12 protein-coding genes are annotated in these 25,742 nt (G+C 37.7%); 3 read left to right on the top strand and 9 right to left on the bottom strand.

Features of this window, described 5'->3' with window-relative positions; genetic code table 11:
- Window positions 1-60: 60 nt before the first annotated feature.
- The 9 genes from BU038_RS01785 to kapB form a co-directional block, all read right to left on the bottom strand.
- A complete protein-coding gene (locus BU038_RS01785) occupies window positions 61-1,209 on the bottom strand; it encodes an NAD(P)-binding domain-containing protein (RefSeq protein ID WP_107604538.1) in 1,149 nt (382 codons plus the stop codon).
- 134 nt (window positions 1,210-1,343) lie between these two features.
- Window positions 1,344-1,715, bottom strand: a complete 372-nt coding sequence (locus BU038_RS01780; protein ID WP_107604537.1) for a Na+/H+ antiporter subunit G1 — start codon at window positions 1,713-1,715, stop codon at window positions 1,344-1,346.
- The gene (locus tag BU038_RS01775; protein WP_107604536.1) at window positions 1,693-1,989 is read right to left on the bottom strand and encodes a Na(+)/H(+) antiporter subunit F1; all 297 of its coding nucleotides are present in this window, start codon (window positions 1,987-1,989) and stop codon (window positions 1,693-1,695) included. The genes BU038_RS01780 and BU038_RS01775 overlap by 23 nt, the downstream gene beginning before the upstream one ends.
- Entirely contained in the window at window positions 1,989-2,468 is a 480-nt protein-coding gene (locus tag BU038_RS01770; protein WP_107604535.1) for a Na+/H+ antiporter subunit E, read from the bottom strand. The genes BU038_RS01775 and BU038_RS01770 overlap by 1 nt, the downstream gene beginning before the upstream one ends.
- Before the next feature lies 1 nt (window position 2,469).
- Window positions 2,470-3,966: a Na+/H+ antiporter subunit D gene (locus BU038_RS01765; protein ID WP_107604554.1), complete on the bottom strand. Its 1,497-nt coding sequence runs from the start codon at window positions 3,964-3,966 to the stop codon at window positions 2,470-2,472.
- Window positions 3,953-4,303: a Na+/H+ antiporter Mnh1 subunit C gene (mnhC1, locus tag BU038_RS01760; RefSeq protein WP_002481854.1), complete on the bottom strand. Its 351-nt coding sequence runs from the start codon at window positions 4,301-4,303 to the stop codon at window positions 3,953-3,955. The genes BU038_RS01765 and mnhC1 overlap by 14 nt, the downstream gene beginning before the upstream one ends.
- A complete protein-coding gene (locus BU038_RS01755; RefSeq protein WP_002481855.1) occupies window positions 4,303-4,731 on the bottom strand; it encodes a Na(+)/H(+) antiporter subunit B in 429 nt (142 codons plus the stop codon). The genes mnhC1 and BU038_RS01755 overlap by 1 nt, the downstream gene beginning before the upstream one ends.
- Window positions 4,712-7,129, bottom strand: a complete 2,418-nt coding sequence (locus tag BU038_RS01750; protein WP_107604534.1) for a Na+/H+ antiporter subunit A — start codon at window positions 7,127-7,129, stop codon at window positions 4,712-4,714. The genes BU038_RS01755 and BU038_RS01750 overlap by 20 nt, the downstream gene beginning before the upstream one ends.
- Before the next feature lie 126 nt (window positions 7,130-7,255).
- Window positions 7,256-7,639, bottom strand: a complete 384-nt coding sequence (gene kapB / locus BU038_RS01745; protein ID WP_002481857.1) for a sporulation phosphorelay system protein KapB — start codon at window positions 7,637-7,639, stop codon at window positions 7,256-7,258.
- A gap of 72 nt (window positions 7,640-7,711) precedes the next feature.
- Here kapB and BU038_RS01740 point away from each other — a divergent pair, with 72 nt between their 5' ends.
- The 3 genes from BU038_RS01740 (at window position 7,712) to BU038_RS01730 (ending at window position 25,363) form a co-directional block, all read left to right on the top strand.
- Window positions 7,712-8,308, top strand: coding sequence for a peptidylprolyl isomerase (locus BU038_RS01740; RefSeq protein ID WP_107604533.1), 597 nt, complete (start codon window positions 7,712-7,714; stop codon window positions 8,306-8,308).
- 91 nt (window positions 8,309-8,399) lie between these two features.
- Complete coding sequence (locus BU038_RS01735) at window positions 8,400-8,657, top strand: DUF1871 family protein (protein ID WP_107604532.1); 258 nt, start codon at window positions 8,400-8,402, stop codon at window positions 8,655-8,657.
- A 389-nt stretch (window positions 8,658-9,046) separates the two neighbouring features.
- Entirely contained in the window at window positions 9,047-25,363 is a 16,317-nt protein-coding gene (locus BU038_RS01730; protein ID WP_107604531.1) for a lectin-like domain-containing protein, read from the top strand.
- Window positions 25,364-25,742: the final 379 nt, after the last annotated feature.

Below are 25,742 nucleotides of genomic sequence, written 5' to 3'. Positions count from 1 at the left end.
AAAGATAAATAAATATAAAGAAAGGTTCCCTAATGTCAAAAACTAGGGAACCTTTTTATATTAAGAGACTTTCTCTTCTTGATTGATAAATACTTTTGAAATACGGTTCGCAGCTTCTCTGCCTCCCGCAAAACTTCTCGCAAAAGGACCTAGCTCAATATCAGCGAGTGCACCTGAGACAAATACGCCCGGTAACCATTCTAAACTTTCGCTTAAGACAGGATGTTTCGTTTCAGTTAAAGGTGCTTGTGTATTTTCCACAAAGTTTTGAATGACAGGCATCTGCATAATGTTGTTTTTGAAACCTGTCGCAAGCAGTATGTGGTCATAGTTATAACTTTCATTTTCAGTGATAATCGTATGATTTTTTACTGCTTGGATTTCATTCACATGGATTTGAAGTTGTCCTTCTTGAACATGCTTCTTAAGACGTAAATATAATTCTTTCGGCATAGAACCTTTATGACGTTCTTGCGCAATAATATTTAAACGTTCTTTAGATGAATCGATTTCACGATAGCGTGTCATGTTTTTAGGGCCTAACCAACCTGGATCCGCATCAAAATCATAGACTTCAATCGGTTTATTCATCCATAAATGAACAGTTTCAGCTTTTGATTCTTCAATCAATTTTAATGTTAAATGAGCTGCTGAAATACCGCTGCCTATAACGTGTGAAGCATCTTGATAAGGGATTGTTTCATCATCAAAGATATGTTTCACATCAGGCTGATTGATATACATATCTGGAATATGCGGAATATTGTTGCTGCCGATAGCGAGAAGGAGATAATCACTTTTAACAGCAGTATGCTCTTTCATGTCGACTTGCCATTGACCGTCAACGCGGTCTATATTGACAGCGATATCTTTAATATGACGGCTATTTAAATCGAATTCATGCAGCATTTTATGCACATGATCCATAAACATATCACGCTGTGGACGTTGATATTTACCATAAGTGGCACCTGTATATTGATTTGTTTTCGCAAAGTGTTTCAAATGAAAAGGGTCAGGGTGAACATGATGTACGTGTGGAGAACGTAAAAACGGCATACCGATACGGCAAGAGAAATCATCAAATTGTTCGCATAGGGAATCATGAGGATCTATAATCATTAAGTCTTCAGCTGCTAAACCTGAAGCGCGGAGTTTAATCGCAATGGTAACGGCGTGAATGCCACCGCCGATAATTGTCCAAGACATAGCGTCACCTTCTTAAATCGTAATAGTTTCGATTTAATTAATATAGCATATTTCTTTTTACATCACAAGTTGAAACCAAAAGAAAAGACGCCGTAATATACTGTTGTCACAGTACTTTACGGCGTCTGAATCATTTAAGATTTGTCAGCTGCTTTTGGCTTATCTTTTTGTAATTCACTCATTTCGTCTAACTTAGTCGAACGTGAGTAAGGTGTTTTAATTTTATAAGATGCTTTGATAATTAAGTGACTAGATAAAGGTCCAGTGATCAAAATGAACAAAATCCCAATAATCAATTGAGGGTTCACATAATGATCATGACCAATAAAGAATAAGAAGACACCTAATAATAAACTCATTGAGCCTAATGTTGCTGCTTTACCTGCAGCATGTGCACGGCCATAAACATCTTTCAAACGTAAAAGACCAATGGCAGAAAGGGCACTGATAATCGCACCGACTACTACAAAGAATAATGACAAACTAATCATTATCGTGTCGATCATGTTCAATCACCTTACCTTCCTGCATGTATTTCGCGAAGACAGCTGTACCTAAGAATGCGATGATACCGATTAACAGGATAGTTACAATCATGTATTTAGTATCTAAGAAGATACTGAACAAGGCAACAATCGCCATAAATTGAATACCTATCGCATCTAAAGCTACGACTCTGTCGGCAAGAGAAGGGCCGAGAATCACGCGTACCAACATACCGAGTATCGAAAGTGCAACGACAATCAATGCGATTATAATAACGACATTATAGGCAAACATTATGCTTCTCCCACCTCTCTGACAGCTTTTTCTAAGGAAGATTTAATACCTTCAATTTCCTCTTCCTTAGTGCTGAAATCTAAACAATGAATATAGATTTTCTTATTATCATCACTGACGCCAAGAACGATAGTCCCTGGTGTAAGGGTGATGAGTGTACTTAATACGACAACTTCCCACGGTTCTTTTAAATCTGTATCATAAACAAAGAATGCAGGTTCGTTATCCATTTTCGGTTTGATGACAATGCGGATTACATCAATATTCGCTTTGATGAGTTCTACTAAGAAGATAATCATCAATTTAATCACGTAATAGAGTGTCACCATATAGAAACGTCCAGGTAATAATTTACGCATTAAGAATACGAGTAATAACCCGAAAACATATCCTAATACAAAGTTATTAAGAGTGTAGCTGTCATTGACGAACAGCCAAAATATAGCAAGCAATAGATTCACGAGTACTTGAATTGCCATATTATTTCACCCCCAGTACGCTGTCGATATATGCTTTAGGGTCATAGAATGTAACAGCTGCTTCTTTAACGAATGGATATAACCATTCTGCTGCAAAACTAAAGACCACACATAGAGCAACAGCTAGAATTGCGACACTTAATAGGCCGCGGTAGTGTAAATGCGGATTAAATTTATAACCTCTTGATTCACCAAAGAATCCTCTGATGAAAATCTTCATAACAGAATATAAAATCAAGAGACTAGATAATAAGACGATAATCCCGCTGATATAAAAGCCTTGTTCAAATGCGGCACGAACGATATACATTTTACCGTAGAAACCGCTGAATGGTGGAATACCTGCAAGGTTTAAACATGCGATAAAGAATGTCCATCCTAGAACAGGATAATGTTTTATCAATCCACCGAACTTTCTGATATCTGTGGTACCAGTGATTTTAAGCATGACACCGATCAAGAAGAACAATGCTGCTTTAATCAACATATCATTAACTGTGTAATATAAGGCACCGATGATACCAGCTTCATTCATCATTGCCACACCAACTAGGATGATACCTACAGCAATCATAATGTTATATAAAATGATTTTCTTCGTATCATTGAAGCTGATTGCGCCGATAGATCCGAAGATAATCGTCAATAACGCTAAGACAAGTACAGTGTAATGCGAGAATGTCAGTGTATGCGCAAAGAATAAACTTAATGTTCTAGCAATCGCATAAACGCCGACTTTCGTAAGCAAGGCACCAAAGAATGCGATAATCGCAAATGGAGGTGCGTAGTAAGCACCAGGTAACCATACATACATTGGGAAGGCACCGGCTTTTGTTGCGAATACAAAGAGGAACATCACGAATACAATGCTGACAAGTCCGCTTTGTGTATCAGATAAGTGTCCTAACTTTTGACTGATGTCTGCCATGTTCAATGTTCCGACAACTGAGTACAAGATACCAACGGCCACTACGAAGAAGGCTGAAGATGCAACGTTCACGAGTAAGTATTTGATGGTTTCTTGTAATTGTATCTTCGTACCACCGATAACAAGTAGGGAGTATGAAGAAATCAAGAACACTTCAAAGAATACGAACATGTTGAAGATATCACCTGTGATAAATGCACCGATAATACCTGTTTCCATGAACATAACTGCGAAATAATAATAATATGTTTCACGGTGTAAACCGATTGATTGATATGAGAACAAAATAATCAATATGGTTACAATTAAACTAGTAATCACTAAAGTTGCACTGAATAAATCAAGTACAAATACGATACTGTATGGTGCTTTCCAAGAACCTAATTCTAATTTTAAAGGCCCGTGGTGCCATACGTTGATAAAGTTCCAAATGGCAAGACCTAATGCGATTAAAGATCCGCCTAAAGCGACATAACGTTTAATGAAAGGACGCTTGCCGATAAATACAAGAATCACTGCAGTAATCATAGGTGCAATCAACATCGCAGCGATTAAGTTATCTAGCATCATCATCTTCTGGCACTCCCTTCATTTGTTCTACGTTGTCAGTTCCAAGTTCCTTATAGCTTCTGAAAGCAAGTACTAAGAAGAACGCTGTGACCGCGAATGAAATAACAATCGCAGTTAAGATTAACGCTTGCGGGATAGGGTCGACGTAACTCTTAGTTCCATATTTAAAGATTGGAACAGAACCTTCACCTAAGCCGCCCATTGTAATTAAAAACAAGTTTGCAGCATGTGTTTGAACTGCGGTACCGATAATGATTCGAATCAAGCTCTTAGACAAAATGAGATAGATACTGATTGATGTTAAGATACCGCAAACAATAATCATAATTATTTCCATTACTCATTCTCTCCAATCGCTAAAATTATTGTCATTACTGTACCGACAACGGCTAATAATACGCCAAGGTCAAAGAATAATGCTGTATGGATTTCCATAGGTTTTAAGAGTGGAAGCGGTACTTCGAATACTTTATGTGTAAAGAAGTTTTTGTGATAGAACCAGCTTGCAACAGGTGTCATAACACAAAATGTAAGACCAATCGCAATCAGCTTTTTAAAATCCCATGGGAAAATTTTACGCATCGTTTTTACATCAAAGGCAACTGCTACGAGTACTAATGAACTGGAAACAAGTAAACCTCCGATGAACCCGCCGCCGGGTTGATAGTGTCCATTTAAGAATAGTGAAAAGGCGAACATGACAATTAAGAAGAAAATGACTACGGTTGAATATTGAAAGATAATATCATTTTTCTGTTTGTTCATTTTCATCCACCCTTTCATAACCATTTTTATGTTTAGAACGCAATTTAATTAACGTATAAACTGCTAGACCTGCAATACCTAATACAGATGATTCGAATAAAGTATCGGTACCACGGAAGTCAACGAGGATAACGTTAACCATGTTGTTACCATGCGCTAAACTATGGACATTTTCTTTGTAGTAAGCCGCAATAGAATCGAAATGTTTATTACCATACGCGATCAAACCAAGGATTGTGACTGCAATACCGACACCAGCCGCAATTACAGCGTTTGTCACTTTGAACGAAGTCGTTTCGTTATAACGGTTCAAGTTTGGTAAATGGTAGAAACATAATAAGAATAATGCGGTTGAAATAGTTTCAACTACGAATTGTGTTAATGCTAAGTCTGGTGCGTTAAAGAAGATATAGAATATCGCCATAGAATAACCCACAGCACTCAGCATGATAATACTGAACAGTCTTGAACGTGCAAAGACTAACATAATCGCTGCTGCTAAAATCATCACAACGATGATGACTTCATATGAACGCACGCGACTGACATGACTGAAATCAAATGCAAATGGCAATGCAATCACAGTAACAGCTGTTAACACGATTAAACTGCCCATAATGACTACAAGCTTATTACGGATAAATCCGCTCATATAAGTATGTGTCACTTGTTTAGAGAATACCGGTAAGGTGTCTGCTGAACGATCATAGAAATGATTCAATTCAAGACGTTCTGGAATATTCTCTAGAACTTTAACCCACTTATGATAAGTGAAGATTAATAGAATACCAATTGCGTAAATAACTAATGTTGAGAAGAATGCAGGTGTGAAACCATGGAATAAATGGAACTCTGCATCTGGCAACTTCGCATTACGAATTGCTTGGCTTGCCGGATCAATAATCGGTTTTGCTAATAATGTTGGGAATAAACCGAATACAACCACAAGTACTGCTAAGAAAGCAGGTGCAATCCACATTAACACTGATGGTTCATGTGGTTTATGTGGTAAGTCTTCAGGTTTGTATGAACCCCAGAAAATTTGACCGATAAATCTGACTGAATATACGAATGTAAAGATACTACCTAAAATCGCAACAATTGGAATCAAGACACCTAAAGTATTCAAGCTGAAAAGAGGTGCTTGAGTAACATTAATCATTGCTTCAAGGAAGCTCTCTTTTGATAAGAAACCGTTAAATGGCGGTACCCCAGCCATACTTAACGCTGAAATGACTGTAATCGTAAATGAAATCGGCATGATTGTCATTAAACCACCGAGTTTACGTACGTCACGTGTTCCGGTTTCGTGATCGATAATACCTGCAACCATGAAGAGTGCACATTTAAATGTGGCATGGTTGATTAAATGAAAGACTGCTGCGATAAATGCGGCTGCATAAAATTGGCTTTGTGCACCTTGGAAGTGGAAGCTGACTGCTCCGATACCAAGCATTGACATCACCATACCGAGTTGTGAAACAGTTGAGAAAGCTAAGATACCTTTCAAATCTGACTGTTTTGTCGCATTTAAAGATGCCCAGAATAATGTGACTAATCCAATTGCAGTGACTGTCCAAATCCAACCTTGTGATAAAGCAAAGATTGGTGTAAGTCGTGCAACTAAGTAAATGCCCGCTTTGACCATTGTTGCAGAGTGCAGATAAGCACTGACTGGCGTAGGTGCTTCCATTGCATCTGGTAACCAGATATAGAATGGAAATTGCGCTGATTTTGTCATTGCACCAAAGAGTATTAAAATCATAGCCAAGATAAAGAACGGGCTTGATTGAATCTCAGAGGCATGTGCAATAAGATGGCGAATACTTGTTGAATGTCCTGAAAGTGTCATTAAGATAAAGCCGCCGAGTAAAGATAAGCCGCCAAATACTGTAATTAATAATGACTTTTGAGCACCATAGAGTGAAGCCTCTCTTGTGCGCCAAAATGAAATTAATAAGAAACTAGAAAATGATGTCATTTCCCAGAATAAATACAGCATAAAGACGTTATCTGATAAAACGACGCCTAGCATTGCACCCATAAAGAGTAATAAATAACAATAGAAATTACCCAATTGTTCTTTTTTGCTTAAATAGCTAATTGAATAGAAGGTAACTAAAGCACCGATACCTGTAATCAATAAGCTGAATAGTAAGCTTAATCCATCAACATATAAATTGTAGTTCATACCGATTTGCGGCATCCATGGTAATTCCGCAAAACGTGTTTTACCTGACATCGTTGTCGAAATATAAGTTAAGAAATAAATAAATAAAACGACGGGGACAGGTAATGTGAACCATCCTATATGTATACGCTTAATGAAACGATAAACAATAGGGATAATGAGTGCAAAAATGAACGGCAACAATACCGCTGCATGTAACCAACTCATTATTTGTCCTCCTTTGAATATAAGATAACCTCATTATACATCAATGTGTAGTGTGTAAAAACCTTGTTTTCCGGTAACACGCTTACATTTCAGGGGTCTTTTAAATAAGAAGAAACCCATAATAAATTATTTAAAATTTTGTTTGTACTGAATGCCATAATCATTCTTTAGCGTATTTAAATTGTGTAAAGACATTTTCGCATGTTCAGTATTTTCTTGTTTTAATTGTTCTTCATAATTTGTAATCGCTTGTTGTAAAGAATCGACATAATCTAAAGGTTCAACATTGAATTCACGTAGTTTTGACTTAGGAGTGAATCTTTTTTCGTAATGGCTGAGTGCACGACGTTCATGGAAGAAGACACCTTCTGTTGCTGTTGGATCATGCAAATCACCTTGTTTAGGGTGTTTAATAACTTGTTCAACTTGAACTAACACTTCGCCGTTGTCTTTCTCTTCTACAATTGAAACACCATAGCTTCCTGTTTTATGTGAAAAACGATATAACATTTTAATACTTCCTTTCTGTGGTATATGTTAATATTGAGATACATCAATCTTAACATGAATGGAGTATTAATTATGGCAAACTATCCTCAATTAAATAAAGAAATCCAAGATAATGAAATTAAAGTTGTAATGCACACAAATAAAGGTGACATGACTTTTAAATTATTTCCTGATTTAGCACCAAAGACTGTTGAAAACTTTGTGACACATGCTAAAAATGGTTATTATGACGGCATTACTTTCCACCGTGTTATTAATGACTTTATGGTACAAGGCGGAGACCCAACAGCAACTGGTATGGGCGGCGAAAGTATTTACGGTGGTGCATTTGAAGATGAATTCTCTATGGAAGCATTTAACTTATATGGTGCATTATCAATGGCGAACGCTGGTCCTAACACAAATGGTTCACAGTTCTTTATCGTACAAATGAAAGAAGTACCTGAAAATATGTTGAACCAATTAGCTGATGGCGGTTGGCCAAAACCAATCGTAGAAGCTTACGGTGAAAAAGGTGGTACGCCTTGGTTAGACCAAAAACACACAGTGTTTGGTCAATTAATTGAAGGTGAAAATACTTTAGAAGATATCGCAAACACTAAAGTAGGACCTCAAGATAAACCAGTTTACGATGTAGTTATTGAATCAATTGACGTTGAAGATAAATAAGAACTTAACATTTAGAATAGATAACACAGCTCGATTTGTGGTAACGCAAATCGGGCTTATTTTAAGAAAAAATGAAGGAGGTTATTTCAAAGTGGAAAAGAACGAGGTAAATATAGCCTTATATCAACAACTCGCAGATTGGAATCCGATGAACTTCCAAGATCAAACGATGGGGGATGCTGAAGTGTATGAAATGATGGATGCGGTTCATCAAATTGATGATACACAGGCACTAGCACAAAAATTCCAAGATATCTTTATGTATTCATTTGAAGAAAAACTTCCTATAGAAGAATGTCAGAAACATGCTGAAGCAGCATTATCATTAGAAGGTACATGTGGGTTATAAATAGAAAGTAAGATTAAACTAAAAAAATGTAATATGTATTAAAAAGTGAGCGAGATTATAGAGTGCTATAAGGTTCAACCCTTAAAGTATACTATAATCTCGCTTTATTTTATTACGTTTGCGTTACAATTTTGTAAATTTTTGATGTAAAAATTTTATTAACACCTATAAACTATATTTACAAAAGTCTTATTGTACACATTAAAAAATACAGATAATACTAGGCACAGTCAATGTTTATATGTATTATGCACCATTATTTTTAGAATGCATAACTGAATACTATAAAATACCATTTAACTTTCATGGAACCTATTTTATATACAATTGTGTCAATCCGTTTTATAATTATAAAGTAGTTCAAAATTTAATATATCGGAGGACATCAAATGAAGAAGTTGGATTTTTTGCCTAACTTAAGAAATCGCTATTCAATTAGAAGATTTACTGTAGGTACAGCATCTATTCTTATTGGATCACTTTTATTCTTAGGACACAATGGTGAAGCCAAAGCAGCGGAGAACACAAACGATAACACAGTTGTAGAGGCATCTAAAGATACAAGTACATCCCAACAAGAACCGGTAGAGAACACAGTGCCACAAGATAAAACAACAGACACTACTCAACAAGCTGGAAATACTCAAACTACACAAAATGTATTGGAAACAGTTAAGACAGACGCATTGTCTAAACTTTCTACATTTACACATTTAACTGAAGAAACAGTTAAACAATATACTGCTGAAGTCAAACAAGCTCAAACTGAAGCTGACGTTCATGCAGTTGTTGACAAAGCACAAAAAGCAGAAGCTGAAGCGGTGAAACAAGCTGAAGCCGAACAAGCCAAAGCCGAACAAGCCAAAGCAGTTGATTCTACAAAGGAACAATCAGCAACTACTACTGAAGTTCCTAAATCAACAACTGAGTCAGTCAAAGAAGAAACTAAAGCTGATACAACATCAGCAACAACTTCTGAAACAAACAATACTTCAGAAGCTAAAACAGTGACTTCAACAGACCAAGCAACACCAACAATTGAAGCAACACCGTTATCTACCGAACAAAAGGTAGATAAAGTAAAAACTGAACTTGCATCAGATTATGACAGTTCAAAAGTAGATGCAGCATTAGCTGTTATCGATACTACAGATTTAACACAGGACCAAATCAAAGCAGAAGTGTTAAAACTTTTACTTGAACAAGGTTCAGCACAAAAAGACTTATACAGCCCACAAGCGATAAAATTAAGATCAGCAGTAGAAGCACCAACAACTGCAGAACGTACATTTTCAGTTGATACATCTATAAAAAATGATGTAGTGGTTACACCAGAAAACTTTAATCAATATTTCTTTTTAGTGGATGACGCGTACTATGATCCATCTTCAGGTATTGCGACACTTACACAAAACTGGCCAAGCCAAAAAGGATCAATCTCTCTAGATACAAAAATGAATGTTAATAAAGATTTTCATTTTTCTGGATGGGTTAATCTTGGCGATAAATATGAAGGACATCCTAAGGAAGGTGCACCAGGTGGTGACGGAATTGCCTTTATCTTCAATCCTGGTAACACTCATGAGTTAGGATTATATGGTTCAGCATTAGGTATTGGCGGACTTAAATATGCTTTTGGTTTCAAATTAGATACTTATGTAAATACTCAGTATGACCCAAAAGGTAAAGCTAAACCTGACCCAGCACAATTTAATAAAGTAGGTGCCTTTGGTGCGTTTGTATTTGCAGATTCAACAGGTGTAGTAACAACACAACCAGGTTTAACTGGATGGAAAGCAGCGTTGTTAGATGTTCAACCAGAAAATAACCAATTCCAACGATTTACTATTGACTATAATGGTGATACGAAAGATATGACCATCACGTATGCAGGTCAAACTTGGAAACAAAATATGAACAATTACTTTAAATATACACATAAAAATGAATATGCTTTATCGATTGCAGCTACAACAGGTGGCGCATATAACCTACAACAAGTTAAACTTGAACAATTCACACACACTGCAGCTGCATTACTAGAAGAAGATTTTGTAGATACAGATTTACAGGAATTAATCGATCGTCCTCTTCGTACATCAGGTGATGTTGATAAGATTATTACTGTACAAGATCATAGCGCTTATTTAGCTGAAAAAGGTTATAAGCTTGTAAGTGAAGATACATTATATGCGCCAACTTATGATGCATCTAAAAAGACAATTAAATTAACAAATGCGAGTCAATTCATTATTTACGATGTTAAAGATATTGAAGCACCGAAAATTGGAGATATTGCAGCGCCAACAGTCGATGTTAATACAGCAATGACACCGTTAGTTTTAGATATTACGGATAATAGTAAGCATCTTAAAACGAAAACAGTGACAGGTTTACCTGCAGGCGTAACGTTTGATGAAGCAACGAATACAATTTCTGGTACACCAACTGCAGTAGGTACATCGACAGTAACTGTAACTGCTACCGACCACGCTGGTTTAAGTACTACTAAAACATTTACGTACACAGTTGTAGATACAAAAGCACCTGATGTTACTATGGTTGTAGATCAAACAACTGAAGCATATACACCGATGACACCAATTACTGTAAATGCTGAAGATAACTCTAAAGTTGCTCCGACATTAGCAGTAAACGGTTTACCAAATGGTTTATCATTTGACCCAACAACAAAACAAATTACAGGTACACCAACTACTGTAGGTACATCAACAGTAACAGTTACCGCAACAGATGGTTCAACGAATGTAGGTACTTCAACATTTAACATTGTGGTAACACCTAATAAAGCGCTTGAAGCATTAAAAGCAGCAGTCGCAGATGCGAAAACTGTAAACAAAAATGACTACACACCAAATAGTGTGGCAGCATTAGATGCGAAGTTAACTGAGGCAGAAGCATTAATTGCTCATCCTGAAAATGGTTCAACAGATCAATTTAATGCGAAAACTCAAGAAGTTACACAAGCTAAAAATCAATTAGTGCGTAAAGCAGATAAAACAGACTTAGAAAAAGCTATTGCGGAAGCAAGTAAATATACAAACTTAGATCCAACTAAACCAATGGATCAACAATTAATTACAGCTTTAGCTAATGCGAAAAATACAGATGCAGATCAAAATGCGACTCAAAAAGCTGTAGATGACAGTAAAAATAGTTTAAATAACGCTATCCAAGAAAAATTGAGAGCGGATGCATATGAAAAACTACAACAAGCTGTGATGAGAGGTGTACAAGTCGCAAGTGCAGACGGTTATACACCAAACAGTTTACAAGCTGTTAAAGATATGATTCAAAAAGTGAATCCATTAGTAACAGCGTCTATGTCAGATGATCCAACAGTACGTAAACAATACACTGTTGAACAAATCGAACAAGCGACAAAAGCCATTAATGACAGTATTTCTGGTTTAGTACGCCAAGCAGATAAAACAGAATTACAAAAAGCCATTGATAAGGCAGGCACTTTAGGTACATTAAATCCAGCAGATACTGAAGATAAAGCTGTTCAAGATAAGTTGGCAGCAGCAAACACAGTGAAAGCTGATGGCAATGCGACAAAAGCGCAAGTTGATCAAGCAACTGCTGATTTAAATAAAGCGATTGATCAAAAACTTTACCAAGATGCTTTAGATCGTTTGAATGCGGCCATAACTGATGCGAAAGGTGTGAACCAAGCAGATTACACACCAGCTTCAGTGACACCATTTGATGCAGCAATCAAAGCAGGTGAAGCAAAAGCAGCAGATAAAGCAGCTACACCTGAACAATTAGATGCAGCAGCAAAAGCAATCACTGATGCAAAAGCACAATTACAACACAATGCAGATAAATCAGCATTAGAAGCAGCAATTAATAAAGCCAAAGCCTTAGGTGCATTAAATGAAGCGGATGCTGAAGATAAAGCAGTTAAAGATGCTTTAACAGCAGGTGAAGGTGTTAAAGACAATGCGAACGCAACAACACAACAAGTGGCTGATGCGACTAAAGCAATTAATGATGCCGTCGCAGCCAAAGAACATGCAGATGCATTAGATGCTTTGAAAGCGAAATTAGCAGAAGTCAAAGCGTTAGATAAAGCACCGTTTACACCTGACAGTGTGAATGCTTTAAATGCACAAGTGACAGCTGGAGATGCAGTGGTTGCGGCTGAAAAATCTAAAACAACAGAAGAAATCAAAGCAGCGACAAAAGCGTTAACAGATGCACAAAATACACTTGTGAAACAAGCAGATAAAACAGAACTAGAAAAAGCTATTGCAAAAGCGGGTACTTTAGGTCAACTTAATGCAGCTGATACTGAAGACAAAGCAGTTCAAGACGCTTTAGCAAAAGCAAATGAAGTCAAAACAGATGGCAATGCGACAAAAGAACAAGTTGCTCAAGCAACAGATGCTTTAAATAAAGCAATCGATAAAAAACTTTACCATGATGCTTTGGACGAATTAAATGCAGCAATTAAAGATGCAGAAGCAGTTACAAAAGCTAATTACACACCTGAAACTGTGACACCATTTGAAACAGCAATTACAGATGGTAAAGCAAAAGCAGCAGATACAAATGCAACACCAGAACAACTTAAAGCAGCTGCCCAAGCAATTAAAACTGCGAAAGATGCGTTAAAACAAAAAGCAAATAAAGCAGAACTTGAAAAATCAATCGCAACAGCTGAAGCATTACAACCGTTAAAAGCAGGAGATCCTGAAGATGACGCGGTTAAAGCAGCTTTAGACAAAGCAAAGCAAGTTGAGGCAAATCAAAACGCTGACCAAGCAGCAGTAGATGCAGCGAAAGTTGAATTAGACAATGCAATTAAAGCAAAACAAACACAAGATGCTGCAGATGCATTAAAACAAGCAGCGCTTGATGAGTTGAAAGCAGAACTTGCGAAAGTCGCTAAAATTGATAAAAACAACTTTACGCCTGACAGTGTGGCACCATTAACTGAAAAAGAAACAGCCGGTAATGCGATAGTTGCTAACCCTGAAAATAAAACAGTTGATGAAATTAAAACAGCAACACAAGCATTGAAAGATGCTGAAAAAGGTTTACAAGCTAAATCTGATAAAGCAGCATTACAAGCGGCGATTGATAAAGCAGAAGCATTAACAGGCTTAAACCCTGCAGATGCTGAAGATAAAGCAGTCCAAGATGCTTTAGCGGCAGCTAAAAATGTAAATGATAATCCAAATGCATCACAAGCTGAAGTTCAAGCAGCTACAAAAACATTAAATGATGCGGTAGCAGCCAAAGAACACGCAGATGCATTAGATGCTTTAAAAGCAGAACTTGCAAAAGTGGCTGGTCTTAATAAAGATCAATACACACCAAATAGTGTTGCGCCTTTAAATACAAAAGAAGCAGATGGTAAAGCTATTGTTGCAGCACCAGAAGCTAAAACAACTGAAGAAATTAAAGCAGCAACACAAGCACTTAAAGAAGCGGAAGCTGGTTTAGTAGATAGAGCGGATAAAACTGCATTGCAAACTGCGATTGAAAAAGCAGAAGCATTACCAAACTTAAATGCAGCAGATAAAGAAGATAAAGCTGTTCAAGATGCTTTAGCAACAGCAAAAACTGTTAAAGAAGATGCCAATGCAACACCTCAAGCAGTTCAAGCAGCAACAAAAGCATTAAACGATGCCGTAGCTGCAAAAGAACGTCAAGATGCGTTAGATGAATTGAATAAAGCAATTAAAGCAGCAGAAGCTGTTAACAAAGATAGCTTTACTCCAGATTCAGTAGCACCATTTACTACAGCATTAAATGATGGTAAAGCAAAAGCAGCAGATGCCAATGCAACACCTGCTGAATTAAAAGCGGCTGCCAAAGCAATTACTGATGCACAAAACCAATTACAACCTGTAGCTGATAAAGCAGCTTTACAAGCAGCAATTGCCAAAGCAGAAGCACTTAAAGACTTAAATCCAGCAGATAAAGAAGATAAAGCCGTTCAAGACGCCTTAGCAGCAGCTAAAGTAGTAAATGATAATGCCAATGCAACACCTGATCAAGTTGCACAAGCAACTAAAACTTTAACTGATGCTTTAGCAGCGAAAGAACGCCAAGATGCATTAGATGAATTACAAAAAGCCTTAGATGCAGCTAACGCTGTTAAGAAAGAAGATTACAAACCAAGTTCTGTAACACCGTTCGAAGCGGCAATTCAAGCCGGTGAAGCAGCTAAAACTGATACTTCTAAAACTCCACAAGAGTTAAAAGAAGCAGCACAAGCAATCAAAGATGCGCAAAATGCATTACAAGCTAAAGCGGATAAAGCTGAACTTGAAAAATCAATTGCAGCAGCTGAAGGTTTAGGTACATTAAATCCAGCAGATGCTGAAGATAAAGCTGTTCAAGATGCTTTAAATAATGCAAAAGCTGTTGAAGCAGATCAAAATGCGGATCAAGCAGCAGTCGATGCAGCGAAAAAAGCATTAGATGACGCGATTAATGCTAAGAAAGCACAAGATGCGAAAGAAGCAAAAGAAGCAGCTGATGCAAAACAAGCAGCGCTTGATGAATTGAAAGCAGAACTTGCGAAAGTAGCTAAAATCGATAAAAACAACTTTACGCCTGATACAGTGACATCTTTAACTAACAAAGAAGATGCAGGTAAAGCTATCGTTGCAGCGCCAGATACGAAAACAACTGAAGATATTAAAGCAGCAACGCAAGCATTGAAAGATGCGGAAGCAGGATTAGTTGCAAAAGCTGATAAAGCAGAATTACAAAAAGCCATCGATAAAGCAAAAACTTTAGGTCAACTTGACCCAGCGGATAAAGAAGACAAAGCACTTCAAGATGCAGTTGCTGCAGGTGAAGCGGTTAAAGTTAATGATAATGCAACACCACAACAAGTGGCAGAAGCTACTAAAGCTATTAACGATGCTATTGCAGCGAAAGAACGTCAAGATGCTTTAGACGAGTTACAAAAAGCATTAGATGATGCGAAAACTGTTAAGAAAGAAGATTACAAACCAAGTTCTGTAACACCGTTCGAAGCGGCAATTCAAGCCGGTGAAGCAGCTAAAACTGATACTTCTAAAACTCCACAAGAGTTAAAAGAAGCAGCACAAGCAATCAAAGATGCGCAAAATGCATTACAAGCGAAAGCGAATAAAGCTGAACTTGAAAAGTCAATCGCAACAGCTGAAGGTTTAGGTGAATTAAACCCAGCAGATAAAGAAGATAAAGCTGTTCAAGATGCTTTAACAGCAGCTAAAGCAGTTGAAGCAGATCCTAATGCTTCACAAGATGCTGTAGATGCAGCGAAAAAAGCTTTAGATGACGCAATTAATGCTAAGAAAGCTCAAGATGCTAAAGAAGCACAAGATGCTGCGGCAGCAAAACAAGCAGCATTAGATGCATTGAAAGCAGAGCTTGAAAAAGCGAAAGCTGTTCAAAAAGATAATTACACTCCAGACAGTGTAAAACCTTTAACAGATGCAGAAACTTCTGGACAAGCGATTGTTGATGCACCAGATGGTAAAACAACTCAAGAAATTGAAGCGGCTACTCAAGCATTGAAAGACGCACAAAATAATTTAGTTCAAAAAGCTGATAAAGCTGAGTTGCAAAAAGCAATCGATAAAGCAAATGGTTTAGGTCAACTTGACCCAGCAGATAAAGAAGACAAAGCAGTTCAAGACGCTTTAGCAACAGCTAATACAGTTAATGACAATCAAAATGCGACACCTCAAGAAGTTCAACAAGCAACAGAAGCATTAAATAATGCGATTGCTGCGAAAGAACGTCAAGATGTATTAGATGAATTACAAAAAGCATTGGACGATGCAAAAGCGGTTAAGAAAGATGATTATAAACCAAGTTCTGTAACACCATTCGAAACAGCAGTTCAAGCTGGTGAAGCAGCTAAAGCAGATGCGACTAAAACTCCAGAACAGTTAAAAGAAGCAGCACAAGCAATTAAAGATGCGCAAAATGCATTACAAGCGAAAGCGAATAAAGCTGAACTTGAAAAATCAATCGCAACAGCTGAAGGTTTAGGTCAATTAGATCCAACTGATACTGAAGATAAAGCAGTTCAAGACGCTTTAAACAAAGCAAAAGAAGTTCAAGCTGATCCTAATGCTTCACAAGATGCTGTAGATGCAGCGAAAAAAGCGTTAGATGATGCGATTAATGCTAAAAAAGCACAAGATGCGAAAGAAGCTAAAGAAGCGGCTGACGCTAAACAAGCAGCATTAGATGCATTGAAAGCAGAGTTAGCGAAAGTTGCTAAAATCGATAAAGATAACTTTATGCCTCATACAGTTGCACCTTTAACTGAAAAAGAGGATGCAGGTAAAGCAATCGTTGCAGCACCAGATGCGAAAACAACTGAAGAAATCAAAGAAGCAACACAAGCATTGAAAGATGCAGAAGCAGCGTTACAAGCTAAATCAGACAAAGCGGCGCTACAAGCAGCAATCGATAAAGCAAATGGTTTAGGTCAACTTGATCCAGCAGATAAAGAAGACAAAGCACTTCAAGATGCAGTTACTGCAGGTGAAGCGGTTAAAGCGGATGGCAATGCAACACCACAACAAGTTCAAGAAGCTACAAAAGCAATCACTGATGCCATTGCAGCAAAAGAACGTCAAGATGCATTAGATGAATTACAAAAAGCTTTAGACGATGCGAAAACTGTTAACAAAGATGACTACAAACCAAATACTGTAGCACCATTCGAAGCAGCAATTACAGCAGGTGAAGCAGCAAAAGCAGATGCGACTAAAACTCCAGAAGAGTTGAAAGCAGCAGCAAAAGCAATCACTGACGCTAAAAACAATCTTGAAGAGAAAGCTAACAAAGATGAGTTGAATAAAGCAATTACTACTGCAGAAGGCTTAACTTTAGATCCGAATGATAAAGAAGATAAAGCTGTTCAAGATGCTTTAAACAAAGCGAAAGAAGTTCAAGCTGATCCTAATGCTTCACAAGCAGATGTTGATGCGGCAAAAGAAGCTTTAGAAAATGCTGTAAATGCTAAAAATGCACAAGATGCGAAAGAAGCTAAAGAAGCGGCTGACGCAAAACAAGCAGCGTTAGATGCATTGAAACAAGAGTTGGCTAAAGCAGCACAAGTTGATAAAAACAACTACACACCAGACAGTGTAAAACCATTGACTGATTCACAAACAGCAGGACAAGCGATTGTTGACGCACCTGAAAATAAAACAACTGAAGAAATTGAAAAAGCAACACAAGCATTGAAAGATGCACAAGCAGGTTTAGTTGCAAAAGCGGATAAAGCAGAACTTGATAAAGCAATCACTGCAGCAGAAGGTTTAACTTTAGATCCGAACGACAAAGAAGACAAAGCAGTCCAAGATGCATTAGCTAAAGCAAAAGAAGTTCAAGCAAATCCAAATGCAACTCAAGATGAAGTGAATGCAGCGAGAGATGCTTTAAATAAAGCAATCGAAGCAAAAACTGCTCAAGACCAAGCAGATGCAGTCAAAGCAGCACTTGATGCATTGAAAGCAGAGCTCGAAAAAGCGAAAGCTGTTCAAAAAGATAATTACACTCCAGACAGTGTAAAACCATTAACTGATGCTGAAACAGCAGGACAAGCGATTGTTGATGCACCGACTGGAAAAACTGTTGAAGAAATTAACAAAGCAACACAAGACTTGAAAGATGCACAAGCGGGCTTAGTTGCAAAAGCAGATAAAGCAGAACTTGAAAAATCAATTGCAACAGCAGAAGGTTTAGGTCAATTAGACCCAGCAGATAAAGAAGATAAAGCTGTTCAAGATGCCTTAGCAGCTGCTAAAGCAGTAGAACAAAACCCTAATGCGACACAAACTGAAGTTGATAATGCAAAAGCAGCGTTAGATGAAGCAATTAACGCTAAAAAAGCACAAGATGCGAAAGAAGCTCAAGCAGCAGCTGACGCAAAACAAGCAGCATTAGATGCGTTGAAAGCAGAGCTTGAAAAAGCGAAAGCAGTCAATAAAGATGAGTACACACCAGACAGTGTGAAACCATTAACTGATGCACAAACAACAGGACAAGCAATTGTTGATGCACCAGATAATAAAACAACTGCAGAAATTGAAGCAGCAACTCAAGCATTAAAAGATGCGCAAAAAGATTTAGTTCAAAAAGCAGAGAAAGCTGAGTTGCAAAAAGCGATTGATAAAGCGAATGCTTTAGGTAATCTTGATGCGAATGATCCAGAAGACAAAGCGGTTCAAGACAAATTAGCAGATGCTGAAAGAGTTAAAGCTGATGATAATGCAACGCCACAACAAGTAGCAGAAGCAACAAAAGCGTTAAATGATGCCATCGCAGCGAAAGAACGCCAAGATGCTTTGGATGAATTAAATAAAGCAATTGACGCAGCAAACGCAGTCAATAAAGAAGACTATAAACCAAATACGGTGAAACCTTTAGAAGATGCGGTTAAAGCGGGCGAAGCAGCGAAAGCAGATGCGACTAAAACTCCAGAAGAGTTGAAAGAAGCTGCGAAAGCAATCACAGATGCACAAAAAGCTTTAGAAGCAAAAGCTAATAAAGATGAGTTAAACAAAGCTATTACAAATGCTGATGGTTTAACATTAGATCCGACAGATGCAGAAGATAAAGCTGTTCAAGATGCTTTAAACAAAGCGAAAGAAGTTCAAGCTGATCCTAATGCTTCACAAGCAGATGTCGATGCGGCAAAAGAAGCTTTAGAAAATGCTGTAAATGCTAAAAATGCTCAAGATGCAAAAGAAGCTCAAGCAGCAGCGCAAGCTAAACAAGACGCTTTAGATGCATTGAAAGCAGAACTTGAAAAAGTTGCTAAAATCAACAAAGACAACTTCACTCCAAACACAGTTGCACCATTAACTGACAAAGAGGAAGCTGGTAAAGCGATTGTTGCAAATCCAGATGCGAAAACAACTGAAGAAATCAAAGAAGCAACGCAAGCATTAATTGATGCAGAAAATGCATTACAAGCTAAGTCGGATAAAGCCGCTTTACAAGCAGCAATTGATAAAGCGAATGGTTTAGGTGAATTAAATCCTGCAGATGCTGAAGACAAAGCACTTCAAGATGCAGTAGCAGCAGGTGAAAAAGTGAACGCTGACGGCAACGCAACTCCACAAGAAGTGGCAGATGCTACAAAAGCTATTAACGATGCCATCGCAGCAAAAGAACATCAAGATGCTTTAGATGAATTAAATAAAGCAATCGAAGCTGCAAACGCTGTTAATAAAGCTGACTTTAAACCAAATACAGTGAAACCTTTAGAAGATGCGGTTAAAGCAGGTGAAGCTGCAAAAGCGGATGCGACTAAGACTCCACAAGAGTTGAAAGAAGCAGCGAAAGCAATCACAGATGCTCAAAAAGCTTTAGAAGCAAAAGCTAATAAAGATGAGTTAAACAAAGCTATTACAAATGCAGAAGGTTTAACTTTAGACCCAGCTGACAAAGAAGATAAAGCTGTTCAAGATGCATTAGCTAAAGCAAAAGAAGTTCAAGCAGACCCTAACGCTTCACAAGACGAAGTAGATGCAGCGAAATCAGCATTAGAAGATGCAATTAATGCTAAAAATGCCCAAGATGCGAAAGAAGCAAAAGAAGCAGCAGACGCTAAACAAGCAGCATTAGACGCATTGAAAGCTGAACTCGAAAAAGCAAAAGCTATTCAAACGGATAAATTCACTCCAGATAGTGTTAAACCGTTAACTGATGCACAAACAACAGGACAAGCAATTGTCGATGCACCAGACAATAAAACAACAGCAGAAATTGAAGCTGCTACACAAGCATTGAAAGATGCACAAGCAGGTTTAGTTGCGAAAGCTGATAAATCAGAACTTGATAAAGCTATCACAGCTGCAGAAGGATTGACTTTAGATCCAGCTGATAAAGAAGATAAAGCTGTTCAAGACGCTTTAGAAAAAGCGAAAGAAGTTCAAGCAAATCCAAATGCGACTCAAGATGAAGTAAATGCAGCAAAAGATGCTTTAAATAAAGCAATCGAAGCAAAAACTGCTCAAGATCAAGCAGATGCTAAACAAGCAGCGCTTGATGAGTTGAAAGCAGAACTTGCGAAAGTCGCAAAAATCGATCTTAATCAATACACACCAGATAGTGTTAAACCTTTAACAGATAAAGAAGTTGAGGGTAATGCAATTGTAGCTATTCCAGATGCAAAAACTACAGAAGAAATCAAAGCTGTAACACAGGCATTAAAAGATGCCCAAGCTGGTTTAGTTCAAAAAGCTGATAAATCTGAATTACAAAAAGCAATCGATGCGGCAAATGCTTTAGGTAACCTTGATGCTACAGATAAAGAAGATAAAGCCGTTCAAGACGCAGTTGCAGCTGGTGAAACAGTTAAAGCTGATGGTAATGCTACTCCTCAACAAGTGGCTGATGCTACGAAAGCTATTAACGATGCCATTGCAGCAAAAGCACACCAAGATGCTTTAGATGAATTACAAAAAGCAATCGACACAGCGAATGCAATTAATAAAGATGATTACAAACCAAATACAGTGAAACCTTTAGAAGATGCAGTAGCAGCGGGCGAAGCAGCAAAAGCAGACGCGACTAAGACTCCAGAAGAGTTGAAAGAAGCGGCTAAAGCTATCACAGATGCTCAAAAAGCTTTAGAAGCAAAAGCTAATAAAGATGAGTTGAATAAAGTAATCAATACTGCAGAAGGATTAACTTTAGATCCAGCTGATAAAGAAGACAAAGCTGTCCAAGATGCATTAGCTAAAGCAAAAGAAGTTCAAGCAGATACAAATGCTTCACAAGCAGATGTAGATGCGGCGAAAGCAGCATTAGAAGAAGCGATTAATGCTAAAACTGCTCAAGATGCCAAAGAAGCGAAAGAAGCAGCAGATGCTAAACAAGCGGCATTAGACGCATTGAAAGCAGAGCTTGAAAAAGCGAAAGCAATCAATAAAGACGATTACACACCAAACAGTGTGAAACCATTGACTGATGCAGAAACAACAGGTCAAAACATTATTGATAATGCTGAAGGCAAAACTACTGAAGAAATCGAAGCAGCAACACAAGCATTAAAAGATGCGCAAGCTGGTTTAGTCGCAAAAGCAGATAAAGCTGAACTTGATAAAGCAATCAATAACGCAGAAGCATTAACATTAAATCCAGCTGACAAAGAAGACAAAGCAGTCCAAGACGCGTTAGAAAAAGCTAAAGAAGTACAAGGAAATCCTAATGCAACTCAAGATGAGGTTAATGCAGCGAAAGATGCTTTAAACAAAGCTATCGAAGCGAAAACTGCTCAAGATAAAGCAGACGCGGTTAATGCAGCACTTGATGCATTGAAAGCAGAGCTTGAAAAAGCAAAAACAATCAACAAAGATGCATACACACCAAACAGTGTGAAACCATTAACTGAAGCTGAAACAGCAGGTCAAGCCATCGTTGATGCACCGACAGGTAAAACTGTTGAAGAAATCGAAGCAGCAACACAAGCATTGAAAGATGCGCAAGCAGGTTTAGTAGCAAAAGCTGATAAATCTGAGTTGCAAAACGCTATCGATAAAGCTAACGCAATTAATAACCTTGAAGCGACTGATAAAGAAGATAAAGCAATCTTAGATGCAGTAGCAGCAGGTGAAAAAGTGAACGCTGACGGTAACGCAACTCCACAAGAAGTGGCAGATGCTACGAAAGCAATTAATGATGCGATTGCAGCGAAAGAACATCAAGATGCTTTAGATGAATTAAATAAAGCGATTAAAGATGCGAAAGCTGTTAATAAAGATGACTTCAAACCAAATACAGTGAAACCTTTAGATGATGCAGTTGCAGCAGGTGAAGCAGCTAAAGCAGACGCGACTAAGACTCCAGAAGAGTTGAAAGAAGCTGCTAAAGCAATTAACGATGCTAAAAACAATCTTGAAGCGAAAGCTAATAAAGACGAATTGAACAAAGCTGTTAATGAAGCTGAAGGCTTAACATTAGACCCTACAGATAAAGAAGATAAAGCTGTTCAAGATGCATTGGATAAAGCAAAAACTGTTCTAGAAGATCCAAATGCGACACAAGAAGCAGTGGATGCAGCAAAAGATGCTTTGAACAAAGCTGTTGATGCTAAAAAAGCACAAGATGCGAAAGAAGCAGCTGAAAAACAAGCAGCACTTGATGCTTTGAAAGCAGAACTTGAAAAAGCGAAAGCAGTGGATAAAGATGCATATACACCAAACAGTGTGAAACCATTGACTGATGCTGAAACAACTGGTCAAAATATTATTGATAATGCTGGTGATAAAACTGTTGAAGAAATTAACGCAGCTACACAAGCATTGAAAGATGCGCAAGCAGGCTTAGTTGAAAAAGCGGACAAAACAGAACTTGATCAAGCAATTGATAAAGCAGAAGGTTTAACTTTAGACCCAGCTGACAAAGAAGACAAAGCGGTTCAAGATGCATTAGACAAAGCGATTGCGGTTCAAGAAAATCCAAACGCAACACAAGCAGAAGTAGATGCGGCTAAAGATGCATTGAACAAAGCAATCGAAGCGAAAGTTGCTCAAGATAAAGCAGACGCAGTGAATGCGGCACTTGAAGCATTGAAAGCAGAACTTGAAAAAGCGAAAGCTATCAACAAAGATGTTTATACTCCAAACAGCGTTGAACCATTAGTAGACGCAATGGCAGTCGCACAAGGTATTGTGAACAACCCAGAATCAGTTACTGTTGACCAAATTAAAGAAGCAACACAAGCATTGAAAGATGCTCAAGTTGGTTTAGTCGCGAAAGCAGATAAAGCGGAACTTGAAAAAGCAATCGACAATGCAGAAGGTTTAACATTAGACCCAACAGACAAAGAAGATAAAGCGGTTCAAGATGCATTAGATAAAGCGAAAGCTGTTCAAGAAAATCCGAATGCGACACAAGCAGAAGTTGACGCAGCAAAAGATGCGTTGAATAAAGCAATTGAAGCGAAAACAGCTCAAGATAAAGCAGACGCTGTCAATGCAGCCCTTGAAGCGTTGAAAGCAGAACTTGAAAAAGCACAAGCTATCAATCAAGATAACTTTACACCAAACAGCGTTGAAACATTAGTAGACGCAATGGCAGTCGCTCAAGGTATTGTGAACAATCCTGAATCTGTAACTGTTGATCAAATCAACGCAGCTACGCAAGCATTGAAAGATGCTCAAGCTGGTTTAGTTGAAAAAGCAGATAAAGTGGAACTTGATCAAGCAATCAATAACGCAGAAGGATTAACTTTAAATCCAACTGATAAAGAAGATAAAGCGGTTCAAGACGCATTAGACAAAGCGATTGCGGTTCAAGAAAATCCAAACGCAACACAAGCAGAAGTTGATGCTGCTAAAGATGCGTTAAACAAAGCAATCGTAGCGAAAACAGCTCAAGATAAAGCAGACGCAGTGAATGCGGCTCTTGAAGCGTTGAAAGCAGAACTTGAAAAAGCGAAAGCTATCAACAAAGATGTTTATACTCCAAACAGCGTTGAACCATTAATAGACGCAATGGCAGTCGCACAAGGTATTGTGAACAATCCTGAATCTGTATCTGTTGATCAAATCAACGCAGCAACTCAAGCATTGAAAGATGCCCAAGCTGGATTAGTTGAAAAAGCTGATAAAACAGAACTTGATCAAGCAATCAATAACGCAGAAGGATTAACTTTAAATCCAACTGATAAAGAAGATAAAGCGGTTCAAGACGCATTAGACAAAGCAATTGCGGTTCAAGAAAATCCAAACGCAACACAAGCAGAAGTTGATGCGGCTAAAGATGCATTGAACAAAGCAATCGAAGCGAAAACAGCTCAAGATAAAGCTGATGCTGTCAATGCAGCCCTTGAAGCGTTGAAAGCAGAACTTGAAAAAGCACAAGCTATCAACCAAGATGCTTATACTCCAAATAGCGTTGAACCATTAGTAGACGCAATGGCAGTCGCTCAAGGCATCGTAAATAATCCAGAATCTGTAACTGTTGATCAAATCAACGCAGCTACGCAAGCATTGAAAGATGCCCAAGCTGGATTAGTTGAAAAAGCTGATAAAACAGAACTTGATCAAGCAATCAATAACGCAGAAGATTTAACATTAGATCCGACTGACAAAGAAGATAAAGCTGTTCAAGACGCATTAGACAAAGCGATTGCGGTTCAAGAAAATCCAAACGCAACACAAGCAGAAGTTGATGCGGCTAAAGATGCATTGAACAAAGCAATTGAAGCGAAAGCTGCTCAAGATAAAGTAGATGCATTAGCTGAATTACAAAAAGCTATTGATAAAGCACAATCAACTGACCGAACTCAATACACACCTGAATCAGTGAAAAACTTAGATAACTCAGTGAATAATGGTAAAGCGATTGTTGAAAATTCTAAAGAGGTATCAATCAAAGATATTCAAGATGCGACAAATGCTATCGAAGATTCACTAAAAGCTTTAGAAGTTGTTAAAGCGCCTAAAACTGAAAAAGAAACTGAGGAAGTTAAATCACCAACAGGTAAATCAGTTGAAAGAAAATCTGATAAAGCAGTTAAGCAATCAGAAGGTTCAAAAGAACAAACTAAAGCCAATAAAGCTAAAGTTTTACCAAACACAGGTCAAGAAACACCAGCAGATCCTAAATACGCTACATTAATGTTTGCGATTGGTGGATTAATGGCATTGTTCGGCAGACGCAAAAAAGAAGATAAAGATAATACAGAAAAATAATCGAATCATCTTTTGAGCACTAAACAATAAAAGAATTGAGATAGTATTCACCCCTAGTTGGAATGAACTCCAGCTAGGGGTGTTTGCTATTTATAAAGGTAAATAAGTATTGAAAAAATATGTTAGAACAGTATGATAAGAAATAATTTTCTTCGTTTCAGCCTTTAGAAGCTTATATTCTTGTTAAGTTATGATTACGTAATTGTAAAATAGAAATTAAAATTTTGAGTCTTAGTAACATATATCAACAATAAATGTGAGTAGAATAGTCAGTTTTATATACGGTGATGTGTATAAGTGCTTTGATATCAATAAAGTATATGAAATCTACATATAAATATTGATTATAAAAAAATGAATATACCTAATAATGACTATT

The organism is Staphylococcus simulans (assembly GCF_003043455.1).
Taxonomy (GTDB): domain Bacteria; phylum Bacillota; class Bacilli; order Staphylococcales; family Staphylococcaceae; genus Staphylococcus; species Staphylococcus simulans_A.
This window is presented reverse-complemented; position numbering and strand designations above follow the sequence as displayed.